The sequence below is a fragment of the Amycolatopsis orientalis genome (assembly GCF_000943515.2).
Taxonomy (GTDB): Bacteria; Actinomycetota; Actinomycetes; order Mycobacteriales; family Pseudonocardiaceae; genus Amycolatopsis; species Amycolatopsis orientalis.
This window is the reverse complement of the sequence record NZ_CP016174.1, coordinates 3,534,897-3,555,143: the sequence shown is the minus strand read 5'-3', so window position 1 is coordinate 3,555,143 and position 20,247 is coordinate 3,534,897. Positions and strand designations below refer to the sequence as shown.

Here is a 20,247-nt window from a genome sequence, read left to right as displayed (position 1 = left end):
AAGGTGACCATGTCCGGCGAACCCGATCCCGTCCGCGCCGAGGGACCCTCGGTCGTCACCGATGGCGGGAACGAAGCGGCGAAACTCGTCGTCCTCGACCCCGCCGGCGAAGGCAAGAACGGCGAGCTACCGGCGACCTGGCGGCCGCTCACGGCCCAGCGACAGGTCATCTGGTGCCGTCTGCCGGTGGACGGCGCGCTGACCCAGGCCGAGGACGTGGTCGGCGACGCGGAACCCGATGGCCCGCCGATCGACCTCGTGGCGAGCGGCGAGGCGGCCGGGGACGCGCTGCGGCTGGCGGAACGGCATCCGGGCGCGGTCGAACACGTGCTGCTCGTCGATCCCGTACCGGACGAGACCTCCGAACTGGCCGAGCGGGTGCGGTCTGCGGGGACCGCGGTCGAAGTGCTTCCCCACAGCACCGGCGAACCGTTCAACCGGGTCCCGCCGCCGCTGCCGCTCGGGCATCCGGACGTCGTGGCCGGGCTCACCAAGATCCTCGAGGACGTTTAGCCGCCGGAGGACGGCGGTATCCGCCGCCCATGAGCGAAACCGTTGCGGACCATGTTCTGACCAGGCTGCGCGAATGGGACGTCGAGCAGGTCTTCGCCTATCCCGGCGACGGGATCAACGGGTTGGTGACCGCGTTCGGCGCGGCGGACAATAAACCTCGCTTCGTGCAGGCACGGCACGAGGAGATGGCGGCGTTCGCGGCTGTCGGGTACGCGAAACTGAGCGGTCGGCCGGGCGTCTGTATGGCGACGTCCGGCCCGGGCGCGATCCACCTGCTCAACGGCCTGTACGACGCCAAACTCGACCACGTGCCGGTGGTCGCGATCGTCGGGCAGACGGCGCGCAGCGCGATGGGTGGCAGTTACCAGCAGGAGGTGGACCTCCAAGCGTTGTTCAAGGACGTCGCGAGCGAGTACCTCGTCGAGGTCAACGTTCCCGAACAGCTACCGAACGCGCTCGACCGCGCCCTGCGCACGGCGATGGCCCAGCGCGCGCCCACGGCGCTGATCATCCCGGCGGATCTGCAGGAAGAGATCTACCACCCGCCACAGCACGCGTTCAAGCACGTGCCGTCCTCCCCGCCGGATCATCCGCGGGCCAGCGTCATCCCGCCGACCGAAGAGATCACCCGTGCCGCGGAAGTGCTGAACGCGGGCGAAAGGGTCGCGATCCTGATCGGGCAAGGAGCGCGCAACGCCGTCACCGAGTTGCGCGAGGTCGCCGAACTCACCGGTGCCGGAGTGGCGAAAGCATTGCTGGGCAAGGACGTCCTGCCCGACGACCTGCCGTATGTCACCGGCTCGATCGGCCTGCTCGGCACCCGGCCGACGTACGAGATGATGCGGGACTGCGACACGCTCCTCATCGTCGGTTCGAATATGCCGTACGCGCAGTTCCTGCCCGAGTTCGGTCAGGCCAGGGCGGTCCAGATCGACATCGACCCCCGGTTCCTCGGCCTGCGTTATCCGACCGAGGTCAACCTGCTCGGTGACGCGAAGGGCACTCTGCAGCAGCTGATCCCGGTGCTGGAACGCAAAACCGAACGCGGCTGGCGGGAGAAGATCGAGAAGAACACCGCCGAATGGCAGGAGACCATGACCCGCCAGGCGATGCTGGAGGCGGATCCGGTCAACCCGATGCGCATCGTGCACGAACTGTCCGAGCGGATCCCCGAGGACGCCATCGTCACCGCGGACTCCGGTTCGGCGACCAACTGGTACGCCAGGAATCTGCGCATGCGCGGCCGGATGCGGGGCACGCTCTCCGGGACGCTGGCGACGATGGGTTCCGGTGTCCCGTATGCGATCGGCGCGAAGTTCGCCCATCCCGACCGGCCGGTGATCGCGCTGGTCGGCGATGGGGCGATGCAGATGAACGGGATGGCCGAGCTGATGACCATCGCCCGGTATCGCGGACTGTGGGCCGATCAGCGGTGCGTCATCTGCGTGTTCCACAACGGCGACCTGAACCAGGTCACCTGGGAACTGCGTGCCATGGGCGGCTCGCCCAAGTTCGAACCCTCGCAGAGCCTGCCGGAAGTGTCCTATTCGGACTTCGCGCTCGAAGTCGGTCTCGGCGGGATCGCCGTCGACGATCCCGCCCGGCTCGGGGAAGCGTGGGACGTCGCGCTGTCGGCCGATGTGCCGACCGTGCTCGACATCCGCTGCGATCCCGAGGTGCCGCCGATCCCGCCGCACGTCACCTTCGACCAGCTCAAGTCGATGACCGAAGCCGTCCTCAAGGGCGAGCCCGACGCCTGGCACCTCGTGACGCAGGGGATCAAGACGAAGATGCAGGAACTGCTGCCTTCGCGCCGCTGAGACCAGACCGCGGACAAGACTTGCAGGACACGGCCTAAGCGCTCGCACCGCCGTCGAGGACCATGTCGTGCCCGACGACGTACGCGGATTCGTCCGAGGCCAGCCAGAGCACCGCCGCGGCGATCTCCTCGACCGCGCCGATCCGGCCGAGCGGGATGACCGCGCCGAGCCGTTCGGCGCGGTCGGCCTCGGTTTCCCCCGGCCGGAGGGACATGCCGGTGTCGGTGGCGCCGGGGCTGACGGCGTTGATACGGATCCCTTCGGCGATGTGGTCGCGGGCGGCGGTGCGGGTCAGCACGCTCACAGCCGCCTTCGAAGCGGCGTAGGCGGCCATCCCCGACAGTCGGCTGTGGGAGCCGAGGTTGGACGCCATGTTGACGATCACTCCCCCGCCGCCCGCCCGCATCTGCGCGATCTCGTGCTTCATGGACAGCCAGGTGCCGGTGAGGTTGGTGTGGACGACGGCGGTGAACCCGTCTTCGTCGAGATCGGCGGTCGACGCCGGGCTGCCGAGCACCCCGGCGTTGTTGAACGCGATGTCGAGTTTTCCGTGACGCCGCACGGTTTCGGCGACGAGGTGCTCGACCTCGGCACCCACGCCCACGTCCGCGGTCACCGCGTCGGCCGCGCCGCCTTCGGCTTCGATCTCCTTCACCGTCTGACGCAGTTTCTCGCCGTCCCGGCCGGAGACGACGACCTGCGCGCCTTCGCGCGCGAAGGCCACCGCCGTGGCACGGCCGATCCCGGAGCCTCCCCCGGTGACCAGGACGACCTTGCCGCTGAATCGCTTCCCCACAGTAGCCAACTTTCTGGTCCGATCGTTCTAGTATTTGGTGCTGACAAAATCACCGCGGACGAGCGGCTTCGAGTACCGCGATGGCCTGCTTCGCCGTCGCGCGGGCCCGCGGCGCGGGATCCGGCCCCTTGCTCAGCACCCGCATCCCCTGCAGGACGGTGAGCAGGAAGCCGGCGAGCGCCTCCGGATCCGCGGTGGCGTCGAGTTCGCCTTGCGCCTTCGCACGGCTCAGTGCCATCCGCAAGGCCAGGTCGAGCGCGTCCCAGCTGCGCTCGACCACGCGCGCGACCTCGGGATCCTTCGGCATCATCTCCATGGCCGCGTTGACCACGAAACAGCCGTGGCGCCCCGATTCGCCAAGGATTTCGGTGAGATAGCGCTCGATGAGCCGCCGCACCCCCGCGAGCGCGGGCCCCGGTCCGGCGAAGTCCTCGACGAACCGCTCGTTGCCCCGGGCGACGTAGCGGTTCAAAGCCGTCAGGTACAGCTCGTGCTTGGTACCGAACGTCGCGTAGAGACTCGCTTTGCCGATACCGAGCGCGGCGACGAGGTCGTTGACCGAAGTGGCCTCGTAACCCTGTCGCCAGAACAGTTCCAGTGCGGCGTCGCAGGCCGCGTCGACGTCGAATTCCTTCACCCGGGACACGAGAGTTAACCTACCCGTATCTGGAACAGTCAGTCAAATAAGCGACGGTGTGTCCTGGGTCTCACGAGTAGTGATGACGGTTCTGACGAACTCTCTTGATACCTGCTCGTGGCCTGCGGTTGTGCCAACGGTGAGGTACGTGATGGTCGAGTTTCCTCGGCTGAGCCGAGGGAAGGGGGCCTTCACGCGCTACCGCTGTGACAGGAGGTTGTTGATGAAGGATCTGGGACGTTGAACGTCCCAGATCCTTCATCAACGAGGCGAGTAGTGGAGGAGTCGAAACGTTCACCGCCCCCGGTAGATACTTAAAACACGGTTCTGACCGTCATTACCACTCACGAGGCCGAGTCGTAGGCCGACCTGGCCTTCTCCACCTTCGGCAGGTTCTCCGTCGACCAGTCCGCCAAGGTCGCGAACAGCGGCGCCAGGCTCCGCCCAAGTTCGCTGATCTCGTACTCCACCCGGGGCGGCACCTCCGCGTGGTAGGTCCGCGTGACGAGGCCGTCGCGTTCCAGCTGCCGCAGCCGCTGGGTCAGCACCTTCGGCGTGATCGTGCCGATGCACCGCTCGAGTTCGACGAACCGCTGCCTGCCGAACTCGTTGAGCGCCCAGAGGATCGGCGTGGTCCAGCGGCTGAAGACGAGGTCGACCACCGGGGCGATCGGACAGGCCTGCTCGGGGGGCGTCGAGGTTTCGGCACGCATGTGGGACTCGCTTTCCTGAGGATACCAATGCTACCCGGACGAGGACGGCGTAACGTTCTGTCATGGACTTGACCACCGAAAGGCTCGTCGTCCGTGACTGGTCCGAGGACGACGCCGAAGCCGCGCTGGCGATCTACGGCACCACCGACGTGACCCGGTGGCTGACCCCGGCGATGGACCGGGTGGCCGACGTCGCGGCCATGCGTTCGGTACTGCAGCCTGGCAGCAGGCGCAGCCCAATCTCGTGCCGCCGCGCGGAAGATGGGCGGTGCAGCGCAAGGAAGACGGCTTGGTCGTCGGCGGACTGGGCATCCATCTGCTGCCACCGTACGAAGAGGACCTGGAGATCAGCTGGCAGCTGCATCCCGACGCCTGGGGCGAGGGGTACGCCGCCGAGGCCGCCCGCGCGCTGATCTCCTGGGCGTTCACCCAGGACACGGACGAACTCTTCGCCGTCGCGCGGCCGAACAACGTGCGCGCCATCGCGACCGCGAAACGGCTCGGCATGGTCTGGGTCGGCGAAACCGAGAAGTACTACGGACTTCGCCTGCAGGTGTACCGGATCCGGCACACGGACCTCGCGTCTCGTGAGTGGTGATGACCGTTCCATCCGTCATCACCACTCACGAGACCGTAAGCCCGCCCGTCACCGAGACGGCGTACCCCGCGCCGCGCCCGTCCGCGATGGCGGTGATCCTCCCCCGTTCGACCCGGACCGCGGCCTCGGTCTCGTCGCTGACGGCGAGCACGCCCGCGGCGGCCGCCAAGGTCCCGTTCACGTCGCACACCACCCGCAACCCCGGCCAGGCCCGCTTCGGGAAGGCCTGCCGCAGGCCACCGCACACCTCCGCCACGAGCAGCCGGGTCAGCGGGACCAGTTCGTCGGGCTCACTGGTCACGACGACCACGGTGACGTCGCCGCCGTAGGCCCGGACGGCCTCCTCGGCACCGGCCAGGCGGTGGGTGCCCAACACGACGACCACGCCGTCGGCGGGCACGAACGGTTCGGCGCGCACGAGGTCCACGGCCTCGGGCGCTGACCAGGGCCGGTCGGCGGCCTGCGCGGTGGGCGCGAACGCCGGCGGCGCCCACCAGTCGTTGAGCGACAGGCCCGCCAGCCGTTCACAGGCGCTCACGACGTCGAACGGTTCGACCAGCCCCGGCGCCGCGGCCGCCAGCTGGCCGGCGCCGTGCAGCGTGGTGAGCACGGTCTCCGCGAGCCGGACGCGCCGCGGGATCGGCGCCGTCGCCGGGCGTTCCGGCGGGTCGAGCCGCTCCAGCGCGAGCCCGAGCACCAGTCCGTTGAGCTTCACCAGTTGCGCGAAGGGACGCCGGATCCGCTCGTCCGCGAGCACTTCCGGCATCAGGTCGCGGGCGAGGCCGGCCTGCTCGTCGTCCAAGGGGAACGCCGCCACCCTCGCCCTGGCCAGCGCGCCCAGCGCCTCGTCCGGCGTCTCGCCCGGCACGGCGTGCGGCGCCCCGGCGGACCGTTCCGCCAGGTCGGCCAGTACGGCGAAGTACAGCGCGCGTTTGCCGGGGAAGTTCGAGTAGACCGCGCCGCGGGTGAGTTCCGCCCGTTCGGCGATGACGTCGATCTTGGCCTCGCGGAAGCCCCGCGCCGCGAACTCGTCGCGGGCGGCGGCCAGCACCTTCGCGCGGTTGCGCTCCTGCGTCTCCGCCCTGCTCAGCCGGACCATCGGCCTCCTGTCAGCCAGCACGATTGCCTTCGGACCCGGATCAAGATACCTTGACCATTCAGATGATGAGAACATCTGATTTGAACATCCGAACTGGGAGACCACTTTGTCCGACGTGCCCGAGATCCTCCTGACCGACCCCGACGTCCTGCGCGATCCGTTCACCGCGTACAGCCCGGTGCGCGAGCGCTCCCCGATCGCCAAGCTCTCCGCGCCGGGGTTCTCGATGTGGGCGGTCCTGCGCCACGAAGAGGCACGCAAGATGCTGAGCGACCCGCGCTTCGCCTTGAGCCCGGCCAGCTACCAGCGCATGGAGATCCCCGAGCACTGCCGCCCGTACATGCGGTCCATGCAGGAGACCGAAGGCCCGGAGCACGTCCGGCTCCGGCGCCTCGTGGCCCCCGCGTTCACCCCGCGCAAGGCCGCCGCGCTCCGCCCGGGGATCGAACGGCTCGTGGACGACCTCCTCGACAGCCTCGCCGGACAGGACCGGATCGATCTGGTCACCGCCTTCGCACGCCCCCTGCCGATGGACGTGATCTGCGCGCTGGTCGGCATCCCCGAAACCCACCGTCCGCGCTGGCGCGAGTACGGCACCATGGTCGCGGCCGGCGACGGCGCGGGGCTCGCGAAGGCGGTCCCCGGGATCGTCGAGGACTCGCTCGCCGCAATCGCGAACCGGAAACTCGAACCCGCCGAAGACGTCGTCTCGCAGTTGCTCCAGATCCAGGCCGAAGACGGCGACAGGCTCAGCGAGACCGAACTGGTCGCCCTCGTCTGGCAGCTGGTCCTGGGCGGCCAGGTACCCGGCAACCTCATCGCCAACGCCGTCGAGGTCCTGTTCGCCCATCCCGCCCAGCTGGCCGCGCTCCGCGAAGACCCGGACCTCATGCCCGGCGCGGTCGAGGAACTGATGCGCTGGTGCAGCCCGCAGTTGCTGACGGTCCCCCGGATCACCACCACGGACGTCCGGATCGGCGACGTCCTGATCCCCGAAGGAGAACCTGTTACCGTCGCGATCGCGGCGGCGAACCGGGACCCGAGGGCCTTCCACGACCCGGACGTCTTCGACATCCGGCGCGCGGCGGGACCGGCGTGGCACCTGGCGTTCGCCCATGGCCCGCATTTCTGTCTCGGCGCCTCGCTGGCCAGGGTGCAGACCGAAGTCGCGCTCACCGCCCTGCTGCGCCGGTTCCCCGATCTCGCGCTCGCGGACGGCCTGCTCCGGATCCCGGACCCGGGCACCTGGCGGCTGAACGCACTGCCGGTCACACTGCGTGCGGCGGTTGCAAACTGAAACACGTTCTAATAATGTGACCGGCTGTGAGACACGGGATCGTGCTGTTCACCAGTGACCGGGGCATCACCCCGGCGGCCGCCGCCCGGGCGGCGGAGGCCGCGGGCTTCGACGCCTTCCACGTGCCCGAACACACGCACATCCCGGTCAAACGGGAAGCTCCGCATCCGCGCACCGGCGACTCGTCGCTGCCCGACGACCGCTACCTGCGCACGCTGGACCCCTGGGTCGCGCTGGCCACGGCGGCCTCGGTGACCACGCGGATCCGGCTCGCGACGGCCGTGGCCCTCCCGGTCGAGAGCGACCCGATCACGCTGGCGAAGACGATCGCCAGCCTCGATCACCTCTCGGCCGGGCGAGTCACGCTCGGCGTCGGCTTCGGCTGGAACGTCGACGAACTGGCCGATCACGGCGTCCCCGGCGGCAAACGGCGGACGGTCCTGCGTGAGTACCTCGAAGCGATGCGCGCGCTCTGGACGGACGACGAAGCCTCGTACGCGGGCGAATTCGTCTCGTTCGGGGCGAGCTGGGCCTGGCCGAAACCGGTACAGGCGCACATCCCGGTGATCGTCGGCGCGGGCGGGACGGAAAAGACGTTCCGCTGGATCGCGAAATCGGCCGACGGCTGGCTCACCACGCCGGGCGACACGGATATCGAGGACAAGGCCCGCAGGCTGCGCGAGATCTGGCGCGAAGCGGGCCGTGCCGGGGAGCCGGAGATCTCGGCGCTCGGCGTCCGGCCGGATCCGGGGAACCTGGCGGCGCTGGAAGCGGCCGGGGTCACCGAGACGATCTTCGGTCTCCCGGACCGCTCCCCCGGCGAGGTCGAAGCCTGGCTTCAGCGCCTCGCCGGGAAACTCGGCCTCAGCGCTGGGAGTCGATGAGGTAGCGGCCGTCCTGCTGCACCATGACGAAGGTGGCCCGCTCCGTCGTCGTCCCCCCGGACGCCTTGACGTAGGTGAGCGTCGCCGTCACCGTGGTGCCGGATTCGGACACGTTCGACACGGTCACCGCGCGGTAGTCCTTCCAGAAGTTCGAGTACCGCTCGAAACTCTGGTTCTTGGCCCGCTTGAAGTTGTCGGTCAGCGTCGCGAAACCGGCCTGCAGGTTCCCGGGGATGAGGCTGTAGTACGCCGAGAGCGCCTGCCCCGGCGTCTGTGCCGGTGGTGGCGCCACCGAGGACGACGAGGTCGAGGGCGGCGGTGACGAGGACGGCGGAGGAGGCGGCGAGGAAGGTGTCGGCGACGGTTCGGCGGACGACGGCGCCGGGGCGGCGGTCTGCGACTGCGAACCGGCGGGCGGTGCCGCGTTCGAGGGCGAGTCCTCACCGCGGGTGAGCACCACGACCACGGCGGCGATGACGGCCGCGAGCACGAGGAACGCAACGATCACGCCGATCAGGACGCCTTTGCGCGCCCGCGGCGGCGGCTCCTCGGCGACCAGCGTCGTCGACTCCCCCGCCGCCAGCGCCCGCAGCTCCCGCTCGGTCTCGGTCATCGTCGGCCTGCTGTCCGGCCGCACGTCGAGCAGCCTGGTCAGCAGCGGGGTGAGGATGCCCGATTTGACCGGCGGGGGGATCTCCCCGCTCGACGCGCGGTACAGCAGGGCGATCGGGTTCTCGGCCGTGCCGTAGGGCGTGCCGCCTTCGAGCGCGGTGTACAGCGTCGCGCCGAGCGAGAACACGTCGGAAGCGAAAGTGGCGTCCTCGCCGCGGGCGACCTCGGGCGCCAGGAACGCCGGCGTCCCGGAGATCTCGCCGGTCGCGGTGAGCTGGACGTCGCCCATCGCCCGCGAGATCCCGAAGTCGGTGATCTTGACGGTGCCGTCCTCGCCGAGCAGGACGTTGCCGGGCTTGATGTCGCGGTGGACGATGCCCGCCCGGTGCGCGGCCGCCAGCGCCGAGCACAGCTGGATGGCGAGCCGGATGACGTCGTCGACCTCCATCGGCCCTTCGCGGAGCTTGTCCGCGAGGCTGGTCGAGGGGAGGTACTCCATGATGATCCACGGGCGGTCCTGCTCGTCGATCACGCCGAAGACGGTGATGGCGTGCGGATGCACCAGCCGCGCTGCGATCCTGGCCTCGCGCAGCGCGCGGTTCTTGGCCTCGTCGGCCTTCTGTTCCCCTTGCCCGTGCGGCAGAAGGAGTTCCTTGACCGCGACCGTGCGCTCCAGGTTGTCGTCACGCGCCCGCCACACGGTGCCCATGGAGCCGCCGCCGACGGGCTCGATGAGATCGAACCGGTCGGCGAGGCGGCGGATCTCCTCCATTATCGACGTCCCCCTGGCAGGTGTGGTGTTCGCGCGAACCTTGCCAGCATGCCAGGAACGTGCCGGGACGCCGGACCCGGCACGGCCGTTTCCCGGCGCGGTGTCGGTCACGTCGCGGACTGGGCCGTTCAGCGGAACGCCGCCCCTACGGCTGCCCGAAAGTTCGTATCCCGGACCGCCGTGAGCGCACTTTACTTCTCCGGTGTGGGCTGATCTCGAGAAAGGGCGGCGATGCGGGAAACCATCGGCGGACGCGGCGTACTGGAAGGCGCGTTCGCCTTGCTCGAAGCACTCAACGAGCTCGGCGGACAGGCCGGGCTGACCCAGCTGGTGCGGACCACCGGGCTCCCGAAGACCACCGTGCACCGGCTCCTCGACCAGCTGACCGACCTCGGCGCGGTCGAGCGGGCAGGCCGCGGTTACCGGATCGGCTCGCGGGTGTTCCGGCTCGGCCGGTTCTGGCAGCCCGAACTCCGGGACCTGGCCAAGGAATGGCTGCCGGCGCTTTCCGCGCGGATGCGCGTGAGCCTCGTGCTGGTGGTGCCGAGGGAGGGCCGCGCGCTGGTCGCGGCGGGGGCGGTCCTGTCCGCCGACGAGGTCCCCGTGTCGCCGGGCAGCCCGTTGCCGCCGGGGACCGCCGCCGGCCGGCTGCTCGCCGCTCATCACCCCGCGCTCGCGGAACCCGACGCGGACGCGCTGGAGATCCGCGCGGCCGGGTACGCGGCGGAGTCGGAGACCATCGCGGCGGGACTCGCCTGCGCGGCCGTCGGTATCAGGACCCCGGACGGCCGGGTCGGCGCGGCGCTGGCCGCCGTCCTGCCCGCCCGGCGCGACCCGGTTTCGACGGTCGCCGGGCTGGCGGGCACCGCGCGTTCTTTCAGCACCGCGCTCGCCGAGAGTTCACCGGCGAACCGGGCCGGATGATCGACGAACGCCGAACAATTCACGATCAATTCAAGCGGCACTTTCGACACCGAATTCCGGTGGAATATTTCTGACGAAGTGCGTCATTTTCGCGAACCGTCTCACGCTGCGTCCGCGACCGGCAGCACCGAGTGCCGGATCCGGCCATTTTCCCTTGACGTGCACTCGTTTCCGTGACCACTCGATCACCGGCGGCCGGGTGGCCGACAATTCAATCCCTTTTCCTCCTGCTCCATTCGGCGGTTCTGGACGGAAGCGGCCCACGTACGGTTCAGGAATTCTTTCGACATAGGAGGGAATTCCTTGAAAAGACGCCTTGCGGCCGTGTCCGCATTTCTCGTCATGGTGTTCGTCGCGTCCGCGACCTCGGCCGTCCCGGCGCAGGCCACGTCCCTTTCCGGACGTCCGGTCGTGGCCGGGATCGACCTGGAGCGGGCGACGATCCCCGATCTGCAGCGGGCGATGCGCTCCGGACGGCTGTCCTCGGTCGAGCTGACGGCCTTCTACCTGCATCGGATCCGCAAGCTGAACCCGACACTGCACGCGGTGCTCACCACGAACCCGGACGCGCTGCGGCTCGCCGCGGCCAGTGACCTGCGCCGGCTCCGGCATCAGTCGAAGGGCCCGATGGACGGCATCCCGGTGCTGCTGAAGGACAACATCGACACCGCGGACCGCCAGCCGACCACGGCCGGGTCGACCGCGCTGCTGGAATCCCGCCCCTACCGCGACGCCGGCGTGGTCGAGAACCTGCGTGAGGCCGGCGCGGTCATCCTCGGCAAGGCCAACCTGTCGGAGTGGTCGAGCTACCGGTCCACCAGTTCGTCGAACGGCTGGAGCCCGCTCGCGGGCCAGACTGCCAACCCGTACGTCCTCGACCGCAACCCGTGCGGCTCGTCGGCCGGTTCGGGGGTCGCGGTCGCGGCGCATCTGGCGACCGTCGCCGTCGGGACCGAGACGGACGGTTCGGTCACCTGCCCGTCCGGCGCCAACGGCATCGTGGGCGTCAAGCCGAGCCTCGGGCTGGTCAGCCGCAGCGGGATCGTGCCGGTGTCGAAACAGCAGGACACCGCGGGCCCGATGGCGCGCAACGTGGTCGACGCCGCGATCCTGCTCTCGGCCCTCAACGGCGCCGACCGCCGCGACCCGATCACCGTCGACGCCGCCAGGCAGTCACTGGACGACTACACGAAGTTCCTGCGCCCCGATGCCTTGCGCGGCAAGCGGATCGGCGTCTGGCGCGAGGTGTACACCCCGGACGACGCGACGAAGGCGGCGTTCGAGCAGGCGCTGAGCAGGCTCCGGAAACTCGGCGCGACCACGGTGGAGATCACGATCCCCTACCTGGACGTCATCGCGGCCAACGAGTTCCCCGCGATCAGGACCGAGTTCAAGCACGACATGAACGCCTACCTCGCGTCCACCGGCGGCAAGCACCCCGCCGACCTGGCCGGGCTGATCCAGTACAACCTGGACCACGCGGCGGTCGAAATGCCGTACTGGACCCACAACCTGTGGGACCGGTCGCAGGCCACCACCGGTGATCTCACCGACCCGGCCTACCGTGCGATGCGGGAAGCCGCGACGAGCGCGGCCCGGCGGGGTCTCGACGAGACGCTGCGCGGCGGCGCCCTGGACGCGATCGTGGCGCCGACGAACAACGCCGCGTGGAAGACGCAGCTCGGTGTCGGTGACGGCGCGCTGCTCATCGACTCGTCCGGACCGGCGGCGGTGTCGGGGTACGCCAACATGACCGTCCCGATGGCCTACTCCGGGCCGTTGCCGCTGGGACTGTCGATCATGGGCGGCCGGTTCAGCGAACCGTCGCTCCTGGCCATCGCCTACGCCTTCGAGCAGGACACGAAGGTCCGGCGGCTGCCGACGTTCATCCCCTCCATCGGCTGAGCACGGGCCCGCCGCCGGACCGATCCCGGCGGCGGGCCCGCTACCCGGCCTTGGCGTCCGCCAGGAACGCGAGGCTGCGATCGACCTCCGTGACCGCGGAACCCGGCTCGACGTGGCCGTCGATCACCAGCGTGGCCAGCCCGTGGAGAAGGCACCAGAGGGTGCTGGCGAACCCGCCAGGGTCGGCGCACTCCCCCACTCGTTCGGCCAGCACCCCACGGGTCGCCCGGTGCGCCTCGGCGAGTTCCGGATACCCGGCGCGGTCACCGATGCCCGCTCCCATCATCAGCCGGTACAACGCGGGATTCTCCAGCGCGAAGCCGAGATAGGAATGTCCGAGCGCGGTCACCGTCCCGGCGCCGCAGCCCCGCAGACACCCCTGCAACTCGGCGTGCCCCTCCAGCGCGACCGCCACGAGCAGCGCGTCCTTGTCCCGGAAGTGCCGGTACGGCGCCGCGGTGGACGCGCCCACCTTCGCGACCGTGCCGCGCAGGCTCACCCCCTCGGGACCTCGCTCGACGAGGACCTCACGCGCGGCCAGTACGAGCGCACGACGAAGGTCCCCGTGGTGGTAAGCACGTTTGATGATCATGGCGGACCCCCCAGTCCTTGCTGCCACGCGAACGCCTCACCTTAGCCGAGGCGGGAGCGCCGTGGGTCCGGTGCGCCGGTAGAGCAGACTTCACCCGTCGGCCAGGTCGTTCGCCGCGACGTACCCGAACGTCATCGCCGGCCCGATCGTCGACCCGGCGCCCGCGTAACTGGGGCCCATCACCGCCGCGCTGGCGTTTCCGGCGGCGTACAAGCCGGTGATCACCGAACCGTCGGCGCGCAGGACTCGTGCCCGCGCGTCGGTACGCATCCCGCCCTTGGTGCCGAGGTCGCCGGGGACGATCTTGAACGCGTAGAACGGCGGTTCCCAGAGCGCGGCGAGGCACGAGTTCGGCAGGATGTAGGGGTCGGTGTAGTAGTGGTCGTAGACACTGGCGCCGCGCCGGAAGTCACCGTCCACACCGGACAGTGCCTGGCCGTTGAACCGGTTGACCGTGGCGCGCAGCGTCTGCGGCGGGACGCCGATCGCGGTGCCGAGCCCCTCCACGGTCCACGCCTTCTTCACCGCGCCCGCCGAGTACCACTCATCGGGAAGGGGCAGCAGCGGCGCGATGTCCCGGAAGAGGTACCGGTTGCGGTAGTTCTGGTCGACGACCAGCCACGCCGGGATGGTGGGCGACGTCGGGTTCCGGTCGTACATCGTGTGCACGACGTCGCTGTAGGGCGCCGCCTCGTTGACGAACCGCTTGCCCGTGCCGTCCACCATGAGGCCGCCGGGCAGGGTCCGCTCGGCGAGGCAGAAGTACGGCTCCCCCGGCAGCGGGATCGCCGGGCCCCACCAGGCGTCGTCCATCAGGTCCAGCGCCGCCCCGGCGCGTTTCCCCGCCAGGATCCCGTCGCCGGTGTTCGACCGGGCCCCGACCGTCCATTGTGTACCGATCGGCTGGCGCTGGTACTCCGCCCGCATGGCGGCGTTGTGCTCGAACCCGCCCGAGCCGATGATGACGCCGCGCCGGGCCTTCACCACACCCGCCGCGACGGTGACGCCGGTGACCTTCCCGTTCTCGATGACGAGATCGGTCAGCGGCGTGTTCAGCCAGACCGGGACGCCCGCCCGCTGGAGCCCGGCCCGCAGCCCCGCGGCCAGCGACTGTCCCATGGTGAGTGGTTTCTGCCCGGCCAGCGCGGCGGCGGTGCCGCGCGCGAGGCAGGCGGCGGCCACGGCGGCGCCCTTCGGGTTGACCGCGGCCAGCGCGAGCCATTTGTAGTCCGCGCTGAAGACGACCATCCCGGCGGGCGTGGCGAGATAGGGCGGGTTCAGGTTGGCCAATTCGGCGCCGAGGACGTTCCCGTCGAGCTGGTCGGGTTCGATCGAGCGGCCGTTCGGCATCCCGCCGGGCAGTTCCGGGTAGTAGTCGCTGTAGCCCTCCATCCACCGGAACCGCAGCGGGCTGTTGGCCATCACGAACGAGAGCATCGCCGGGCCGTTGGCGAGGAAGGCCTGTTGCCGGGAGACGGGGACCGACGGGCCGACCACGGCGGCCAGGTACCGGGCGGCCAGTTCCGGGCTGTCGCGGACGCCCGCCGCGGCCAGCACCGAATTGCACGGGATCCAGATCCCCGCCCCCGACCGGGCCGCCGAACCGCCGAATTTCGCCGCCTTCTCCAGTACGACACAGCTGAGCCCGCGTCGGGCCGCCGTCAGCGCGGCGGTCATCCCCGCCGCGCCCGCGCCGACCACGACGACGTCGTACTCGCCGATGACCGCGGCGCCGGCCGAAGCCGTCCCGGCGAACGGCAGGCCCGAAGCTAACGCGATCCCCGCACCGGCGGCGGTACCGCGAAGGACCTGGCGTCTGGACAGCCGGCTGTCGGGCTTCATGAGTCCTCCTCACGTCGCGATCGAGCGAGGTCATGTTCTCCAGCCGGCGGCAAAAGTGAAACAAGTTCTACCCGCTTGGAGCACGCCGGGCCGGTCGCGCTCGGCCGGTCACCCCAACCGGCGCGGGCATTCGGCCGAACTCCTCAGTCCACGGCCCGGACCAGGTCCAGCGCGCGGCCGAGCGTGGCGAGCCGGTCGGCGACCGTCTCGCCCGCCGGGTACAGCCGGACCGTGCCGACGCCGGCGGCCCGCCACACCCGCAGCCGTTCGGCCACCATGGCCTCGGTACCGATCAGCGTCGTGCCGAGCACCATTTCGTCGGTCACCAGCCCGGCCGCGCCTTCCCGGTCGCCCGCCTGCCAGCGCTCCCGCACCGCCTCGGCGGCTTCCGCCCAGCCCTGCCTGCTGTAGGCGTTGTTGTAGAAGTTCGTCTTCGCCGAGCCCATCCCGCCGAGACTGAACGCGAGTTCGGCCTTGCGGTCCGCGACCATCCCGCGCAACTCGTCTTCGTCCCTGGCGAAAGCGACCTCGGCGCCCTGGCAGATTTCGAGGTCCGCCCGCGTCCGGCCTGCTTTCGCGAGACCCGCGTCGAGATGCGAGAAGTAGGCTTCCGCCCCCTCCGGGACGAAACTGGTGCCCAGCCAGCCGTCCGCGATCTCGCCGGTCAGCTCCAGCAGCTTCGGCGACAGGGTGGCCAGATGGATCGGGATGTCCGGATTCGGCGTCAGCGAAAGCCGCATCGGCTTGGCCTCACCCGGCCGCGGGATCTCGAACTCCTTGCCGGAGAAGGAGATCTTCTCCCCCGCGAACGCCTGGCGGATGATCGCGACCGTCTCCCGCATCCGCGTCAGCGGGCGGGCGAACGGAACGCCGTGCAGACCCTCGATCACCTGCGGTCCCGAAGCGCCGAGCCCGAGGACGAACCGGCCGCCGGAGAGCTCCGAGAGGGTCAACGCGGCCTGCGCGATCGCGACCGGCGACCGGGTGCCGAGCTGGATGATTCCCGAGCCGAGCCGGATCCGCCCGGTCCGCGCGGCGAGATAGCCGAGTACGGACGGCGCGTCCGAACCCCAGGCCTCGGCGACCCAGCAGTCGTCGAGGCCGAGTTTCTCCGCCTCCAGCACGAAATCCAGCGTCTCCCGCCAACCGCGTGAGGCCTCGACCGTGGTCGCCGTCCGCATCACGCGCGAGCCGCCTCGGCGCGCTCCTTGATGGCGGCGAGCGTCCCGGTCATCGCGTTCTCGAACTCGCGCAGCCGGACGAAGACGATCTTCTCCTCCTTGTCCGGCATCTGGTCGATGGCCAGCGAGAGGCCCGACCGTCCCGGCCCGAGCTGCATCCATTGCCGGAGCTTCGTACCGCCGTTCTCGGGCTCCAGCGTGAAACGCCACAACGCCGTCGGCGTCTCGGGATCGTGAACCGCCCAAGCGAACACGCGCGGCGCCTCGCATTCGACGACGTGCGACGTCGTCTCCCATTCGCCCAGCGCGTCGTGCTTACTACGCCCGACGAACCGCCTGCCGACCGCGGCGCCCTCCGCGCCGTCGCACCATTCGGCCGCCTGGAGTTCCGGGCTCATCTCCGGCATCAGCCGTACGTCCGAGACGATCGACCAGACCAGCTCCGGGGCGGCGTCGACCCATGCCTGGACCTCCACCGTCGGCTTGTCGGCGTATTTGGCGCCGGTCCACTCCATCGTGGCCACCTCCCCGTGCTCGTGACCTGGATAGTTGCGTAAATAGACCTACCTTGTCAAACCTTCCTGGGCGGCGAAGCGGCGCACCACATCGGGGCGGCTCGCGAGCTTGGGCGGGTATCCGGGCCCGAGTCGCGCGCGGGTGTTCTCCGCGGTGAGCGTCCCGGCGCAGTGCGCGCAGACGACCTCCGCGTGCGTGTCGTGCCCGCAGGTGTCGTGATGGAGAGTGACCGGCGGACCGGCCTCCTCGGAGAGCCAGCGGTCCCCCCAGCGCGACATCGCGGCGAGCACCCCGTAGAAATCGGCGCCCTTCTCGGTCAGGACGTAGTCATAGCGGACCGGCTCGGTCTGGTAGGCGCGCTTCTCCAGCAACCCCTCGCCGACCAGGCGGCGCAGCCGGTCGGCGAGGGTGTTCCGCGCGATCCCGAGCTCCTGCTGGAACTCGTCGAACCGGCGGATCCCGTAGAACGCCTCCCGCAGGACCAGCGGCGTCCACCAGTCGCCGAGCAGGTCCATGGTGCGCGCGATCGAGCACGGCCACTGCGCGAACGAAGTCCGTTTCATGCCGGCGAGCCTACGCCCGGTGAAATTGATCCGGTCATTCCTCCACCTATTCTCCCGCGTTCAGGCACTGGCGCGAAATGTTGCGATCCGGTCAAGGAGATCCCGCGCATTAATGTCGCTCACCCGCCTCCGCACGCATTCCGACAGCGGCCGCAAACGATCCCGTGTGCGGGCGGAACGGATTCCGCCCGCGATCTCCATCGCGGCCAGCCCGACCTCCGCCGCGTGGTCGAGGTCGCCCTCCAGGGCGTGGTCGACGGCGAGCCAGATCATCGTCAGCGACCGGCTCCGCGCCATGTCCGGGCCATAGCCGTCGACGGCTTCGGTGAGCGCGGGGATGGCCTCCCTGCTGTGGCCGACGTCGACAAGCCTGGCCAGCTCGGTACGCACCGTGCCGATCATCGCGGCCATGTCGTTGACGGTGAAGAACGCCGACCACGACGGGGCCGCGTCCCCGCAGGAGCTCGCGAACTGTTCCGGCGCGCGGGAAAGCTTGTCCAGCGCCTGCCGGACATCACCGAGCAGCGCGTAGGCCCATGCCTCGTTCGCCGACAGGATCGCCTGCGAAAGCGGTGTTCCCGCCCGCCGTGCCGCGAGTTGCCCTTGCCCGAACTGATCGAGCGCCTCGGCCGGGGAGCGGTGATGCAGATACATCCGGCCGAGCCGGTAATGGACGTTGGCGACGAGATCGTCGTTGCGGGCCTCCGCCGCGAGTTCGAGCGCGCGGCGGAAGTGCCGCTCGGCGCGGACGGGGCGGCCGGAATCGAATTCCGTCCAGCCGACCAGATTGTGCAGATCCGCGACCACTCCCGCCAGCCGCCGGGCCAGTGCCTCGGACATGATGCCCCGCCGCAGCGCGGCGCCGTAGGGTTCCAGCACCCGCAGCAGCTCCCGGCAGGCTCCGCCGCCTTCCCGGTAGTCGCGGGCCCGGAGTGCCGTGATGACACCTTCGAGCCGGTCGATGTCGGCCTGCCCGACGCGCATCGGGAGCCGGTCAATCACGACGGCGCCCCTGGACACGCGGCACCGCCGGACCGGTCCCCCGCCCGGACCGGCACGAGACCGGGAGGCGCTTCGGCGACCCCTGCGGCCGCGAGCCGGAAACGACGTCACGCCGCCGATGATCTCGCCCGGGAATGGTGACGGTGATTCGCACGCCCATTGAGAGGTCCTTCCCAATCCACAACGACCAAAGCCCGTCGAGGTCCAGGACAGAGCCACGCCGATCACTGACGAATTCTCGAACGGCGCCAGATGATGTTAACCACGATAAATATCGAAACCATCCGCCGAATGGTGGGGCGATTATCATTCACCGGAATATGCACGTGCGGAATCTCTTTCTTTTGCACGGATGCCCACTTTCCCGCGGCGCTCACCGCACGTGCTCAGCGAAGACGGTCCGTGAGCACATGAGACACAGCTCTCAGCCGAACGTGTGAAAGTTGTCAACTCGGGTCACGAAAAGGCTTCACATTGCGTTATCCATAGCTGAAGATCAACAGCAACCGACCGTAAGGGGCTGAAGCGTTGGACAAGGAAAATGACCTCATCCGGGGGACGATCGTCTTCGGTCTGCGCACTTTCGGTGCGGACCCCCTCCCCGTCCGCGCCGACCTCGAGTACGACCCCGAAGACCCCTACGCCGTTGTGGTGGCCTACCACTCGGGCGAGGGGACGGTCAGGTGGATGTTCGGCCGCGATCTGCTCGCGGACGGCCTCCTCACCCCATCGGGTGAGGGCGATGTGATCATCAGCCCGGCCGACGACGCCTCGATCGTGATTTTCGCCCTCAGCGCACCCGACGGCTGCGCGGTCCTCGAAGCCCCGGCGCAGGAGCTGGCCGAGTTCCTCGACCGCACCTACGACGCGGTCCCCGCCGGCTCCGAGCCCGAGTGGTTCGACTTCGACCAGGAGATCGGCAAGCTCGTCACCGAGTCCTGACCCTCCTGGGCGCCTAGACCACCGAATCGACGAGGAACACCTGGGCGGCGGTGCCGTCGCACCGATCCTGGATGAGCTGGACGCCGATCTCGCCGCTCCCCTTGTACACCCCGACACACCACTTGGCGCCGGCGGCCGATTTGAGCAGGTATCCCTTCACCGGCGCGGTCACCGGCTCGAAGGCGAACAGCTGATCGGCACGTCCGGGCTCGCAGTTGTCGCCCGCCAGCAGGGTCGACGCGTTCGTGCCGCCGTAGTCGACGGTCACACAGCCTTCGCCGTGCTCCGGGCTGTGCAGGAGCAGCCGGTACCCGCCCTCGGCCTTTTCGACCGACATCGGCGGCGACGCCGTCGCGCAGTCCTGCTGGCCGAGCACGATCCGCTCCTCCCGCACGAACTTCTCCGGCCCCTCCCCCACGCACAACCCGGTATGCGCGAGCCGCACTCGCGTACGCCCGGTCGGCGGCGCGGCCACGCCGGCGTTGTCGGCGTCCGGAACCGTCGTCGGAGCCGGTGGCGCGGCTGACGAAGAACCCGTGGTGACCACGGGCTGATCCCGCGGTGGATCGTCGAACACCACCAGCCCGGCCACCACCAGGAGCACCACGGCCGCCATCCCGGCCACAGGCCAGAGCAACCTCGGCCGCCGTCGCGGGGATTCCTCCGGGACGCTCGCCGGCTCGGCGGGCCCGGGCGCCGGTTCCGGTTCCCGCTCCGACGCGGCGAGATCGGCCCGCACCGCCAGCCAGCGCTCGACCGTCCCCTCGTCGGCGCCGCAGGCACGGACGAACGCCGCCAGCAGATCGGCCCTCGGCAGGGTGTCCCGCGAAAGCGCGCCGCTGATCGTCGAACTCGGCAACGGCGTCCCCGCCTTCGCGGCCCGGCGTTCGAGAGCGCGGTAACTCAGATCGCTGCGGACGCGCAGGGCACGCATCGCCGCGACGAACTGCGCCGCATCGGTGGCTTCACGCGGATCCGGCCGGTCTTCGGCCACGACGGTTCCTCCCCAGGTCAATGGACCCGGCCGAGTCTAGGGGTG

General features: G+C 69.8%; 19 protein-coding genes and 1 pseudogene. 8 read left to right on the top strand and 12 right to left on the bottom strand.

The genetic code is table 11. The features are described from left to right. Positions 1-9 precede the first annotated feature (9 nt). Positions 10-513 (top strand): hypothetical protein, encoded by a 504-nt coding sequence (locus SD37_RS15960; protein WP_044850203.1) that lies wholly within the window; start codon positions 10-12, stop codon positions 511-513. Between the two features lie 29 nt (positions 514-542). Further along, complete coding sequence (locus SD37_RS15955; RefSeq protein WP_044850204.1) at positions 543-2,333, top strand: thiamine pyrophosphate-requiring protein; 1,791 nt, start codon at positions 543-545, stop codon at positions 2,331-2,333. A gap of 34 nt (positions 2,334-2,367) precedes the next feature. Here the strand turns inward: SD37_RS15955 and SD37_RS15950 are convergent, their stop codons facing one another. The 3 genes from SD37_RS15950 to SD37_RS15940 form a co-directional block, all read right to left on the bottom strand. Further along, positions 2,368-3,129 carry a glucose 1-dehydrogenase gene (locus SD37_RS15950; protein WP_044850205.1) on the bottom strand — a complete coding sequence of 254 codons (762 nt, stop codon included), beginning with the start codon at positions 3,127-3,129 and terminating at the stop codon, positions 2,368-2,370. Positions 3,130-3,178: 49 nt separating this feature from the next. Further along, positions 3,179-3,775 carry a TetR/AcrR family transcriptional regulator gene (locus SD37_RS15945; protein ID WP_044850206.1) on the bottom strand — a complete coding sequence of 199 codons (597 nt, stop codon included), beginning with the start codon at positions 3,773-3,775 and terminating at the stop codon, positions 3,179-3,181. A 335-nt stretch (positions 3,776-4,110) separates the two neighbouring features. Then, complete coding sequence (locus SD37_RS15940; RefSeq protein ID WP_044850207.1) at positions 4,111-4,479, bottom strand: winged helix-turn-helix transcriptional regulator; 369 nt, start codon at positions 4,477-4,479, stop codon at positions 4,111-4,113. A 62-nt stretch (positions 4,480-4,541) separates the two neighbouring features. Here SD37_RS15940 and SD37_RS15935 point away from each other — a divergent pair. Continuing rightward, a pseudogene (locus tag SD37_RS15935) lies at positions 4,542-5,077 on the top strand (GNAT family N-acetyltransferase). Between the two features lie 25 nt (positions 5,078-5,102). Here SD37_RS15935 and SD37_RS15930 read toward each other — a convergent pair. Continuing rightward, positions 5,103-6,176, bottom strand: a complete 1,074-nt coding sequence (locus SD37_RS15930; protein WP_044850208.1) for a TetR/AcrR family transcriptional regulator — start codon at positions 6,174-6,176, stop codon at positions 5,103-5,105. A 106-nt stretch (positions 6,177-6,282) separates the two neighbouring features. Between SD37_RS15930 and SD37_RS15925 the strand changes: the two genes are divergently transcribed. Both SD37_RS15925 and SD37_RS15920 read left to right on the top strand, forming a co-directional pair. Then, positions 6,283-7,473 (top strand): cytochrome P450 family protein, encoded by a 1,191-nt coding sequence (locus SD37_RS15925; RefSeq protein WP_044850209.1) that lies wholly within the window; start codon positions 6,283-6,285, stop codon positions 7,471-7,473. 26 nt (positions 7,474-7,499) lie between these two features. Continuing rightward, on the top strand, positions 7,500-8,357 hold the full coding sequence (locus tag SD37_RS15920; RefSeq protein ID WP_044850210.1) for an LLM class F420-dependent oxidoreductase: 858 nt from the start codon (positions 7,500-7,502) through the stop codon (positions 8,355-8,357). Here the strand turns inward: SD37_RS15920 and SD37_RS15915 are convergent. Further along, entirely contained in the window at positions 8,338-9,741 is a 1,404-nt protein-coding gene (locus SD37_RS15915; protein WP_083254976.1) for a serine/threonine-protein kinase, read from the bottom strand. The genes SD37_RS15920 and SD37_RS15915 overlap by 20 nt on opposite strands. 231 nt (positions 9,742-9,972) lie before the next feature. Between SD37_RS15915 and SD37_RS15910 the strand changes: the two genes are divergently transcribed. Next, positions 9,973-10,665 (top strand): IclR family transcriptional regulator, encoded by a 693-nt coding sequence (locus SD37_RS15910; protein ID WP_044850211.1) that lies wholly within the window; start codon positions 9,973-9,975, stop codon positions 10,663-10,665. Positions 10,666-11,007: 342 nt separating this feature from the next. Then, complete coding sequence (locus SD37_RS15905; protein WP_044850212.1) at positions 11,008-12,570, top strand: amidase; 1,563 nt, start codon at positions 11,008-11,010, stop codon at positions 12,568-12,570. A 40-nt stretch (positions 12,571-12,610) separates the two neighbouring features. On the opposite strand, the gene SD37_RS15900 is transcribed toward SD37_RS15905, so the two are convergent. From SD37_RS15900 to SD37_RS15875, 6 genes are all read right to left on the bottom strand, one after another. Then, the gene (locus SD37_RS15900) at positions 12,611-13,162 is read right to left on the bottom strand and encodes a TetR/AcrR family transcriptional regulator (protein ID WP_044850213.1); all 552 of its coding nucleotides are present in this window, start codon (positions 13,160-13,162) and stop codon (positions 12,611-12,613) included. A gap of 90 nt (positions 13,163-13,252) precedes the next feature. Then, positions 13,253-15,004, bottom strand: coding sequence for a 3-oxosteroid 1-dehydrogenase (kstD, locus tag SD37_RS15895; protein WP_044850214.1), 1,752 nt, complete (start codon positions 15,002-15,004; stop codon positions 13,253-13,255). Positions 15,005-15,147: 143 nt separating this feature from the next. After that, entirely contained in the window at positions 15,148-16,185 is a 1,038-nt protein-coding gene (locus tag SD37_RS15890) for an LLM class flavin-dependent oxidoreductase (RefSeq protein ID WP_044850215.1), read from the bottom strand. Then, entirely contained in the window at positions 16,185-16,700 is a 516-nt protein-coding gene (locus tag SD37_RS15885; RefSeq protein ID WP_044850216.1) for an SRPBCC family protein, read from the bottom strand. Before SD37_RS15885 ends, SD37_RS15890 begins: the two co-directional genes overlap by 1 nt. Positions 16,701-16,748: 48 nt before the next feature. Next, positions 16,749-17,264, bottom strand: a complete 516-nt coding sequence (locus SD37_RS15880) for a winged helix-turn-helix transcriptional regulator (protein ID WP_037306300.1) — start codon at positions 17,262-17,264, stop codon at positions 16,749-16,751. A gap of 60 nt (positions 17,265-17,324) precedes the next feature. Further along, positions 17,325-18,248 carry a tetratricopeptide repeat protein gene (locus SD37_RS15875; protein WP_044850217.1) on the bottom strand — a complete coding sequence of 308 codons (924 nt, stop codon included), beginning with the start codon at positions 18,246-18,248 and terminating at the stop codon, positions 17,325-17,327. 546 nt (positions 18,249-18,794) lie between these two features. On the opposite strand from SD37_RS15875, the gene SD37_RS15870 reads away from it, so the two are divergent. After that, positions 18,795-19,208, top strand: a complete 414-nt coding sequence (locus SD37_RS15870) for an SsgA family sporulation/cell division regulator (protein WP_044850218.1) — start codon at positions 18,795-18,797, stop codon at positions 19,206-19,208. A gap of 13 nt (positions 19,209-19,221) precedes the next feature. Here SD37_RS15870 and SD37_RS15865 read toward each other — a convergent pair whose 3' ends face one another. Then, positions 19,222-20,202: an RICIN domain-containing protein gene (locus tag SD37_RS15865; protein ID WP_044850219.1), complete on the bottom strand. Its 981-nt coding sequence runs from the start codon at positions 20,200-20,202 to the stop codon at positions 19,222-19,224. Positions 20,203-20,247 lie beyond the last annotated feature (45 nt).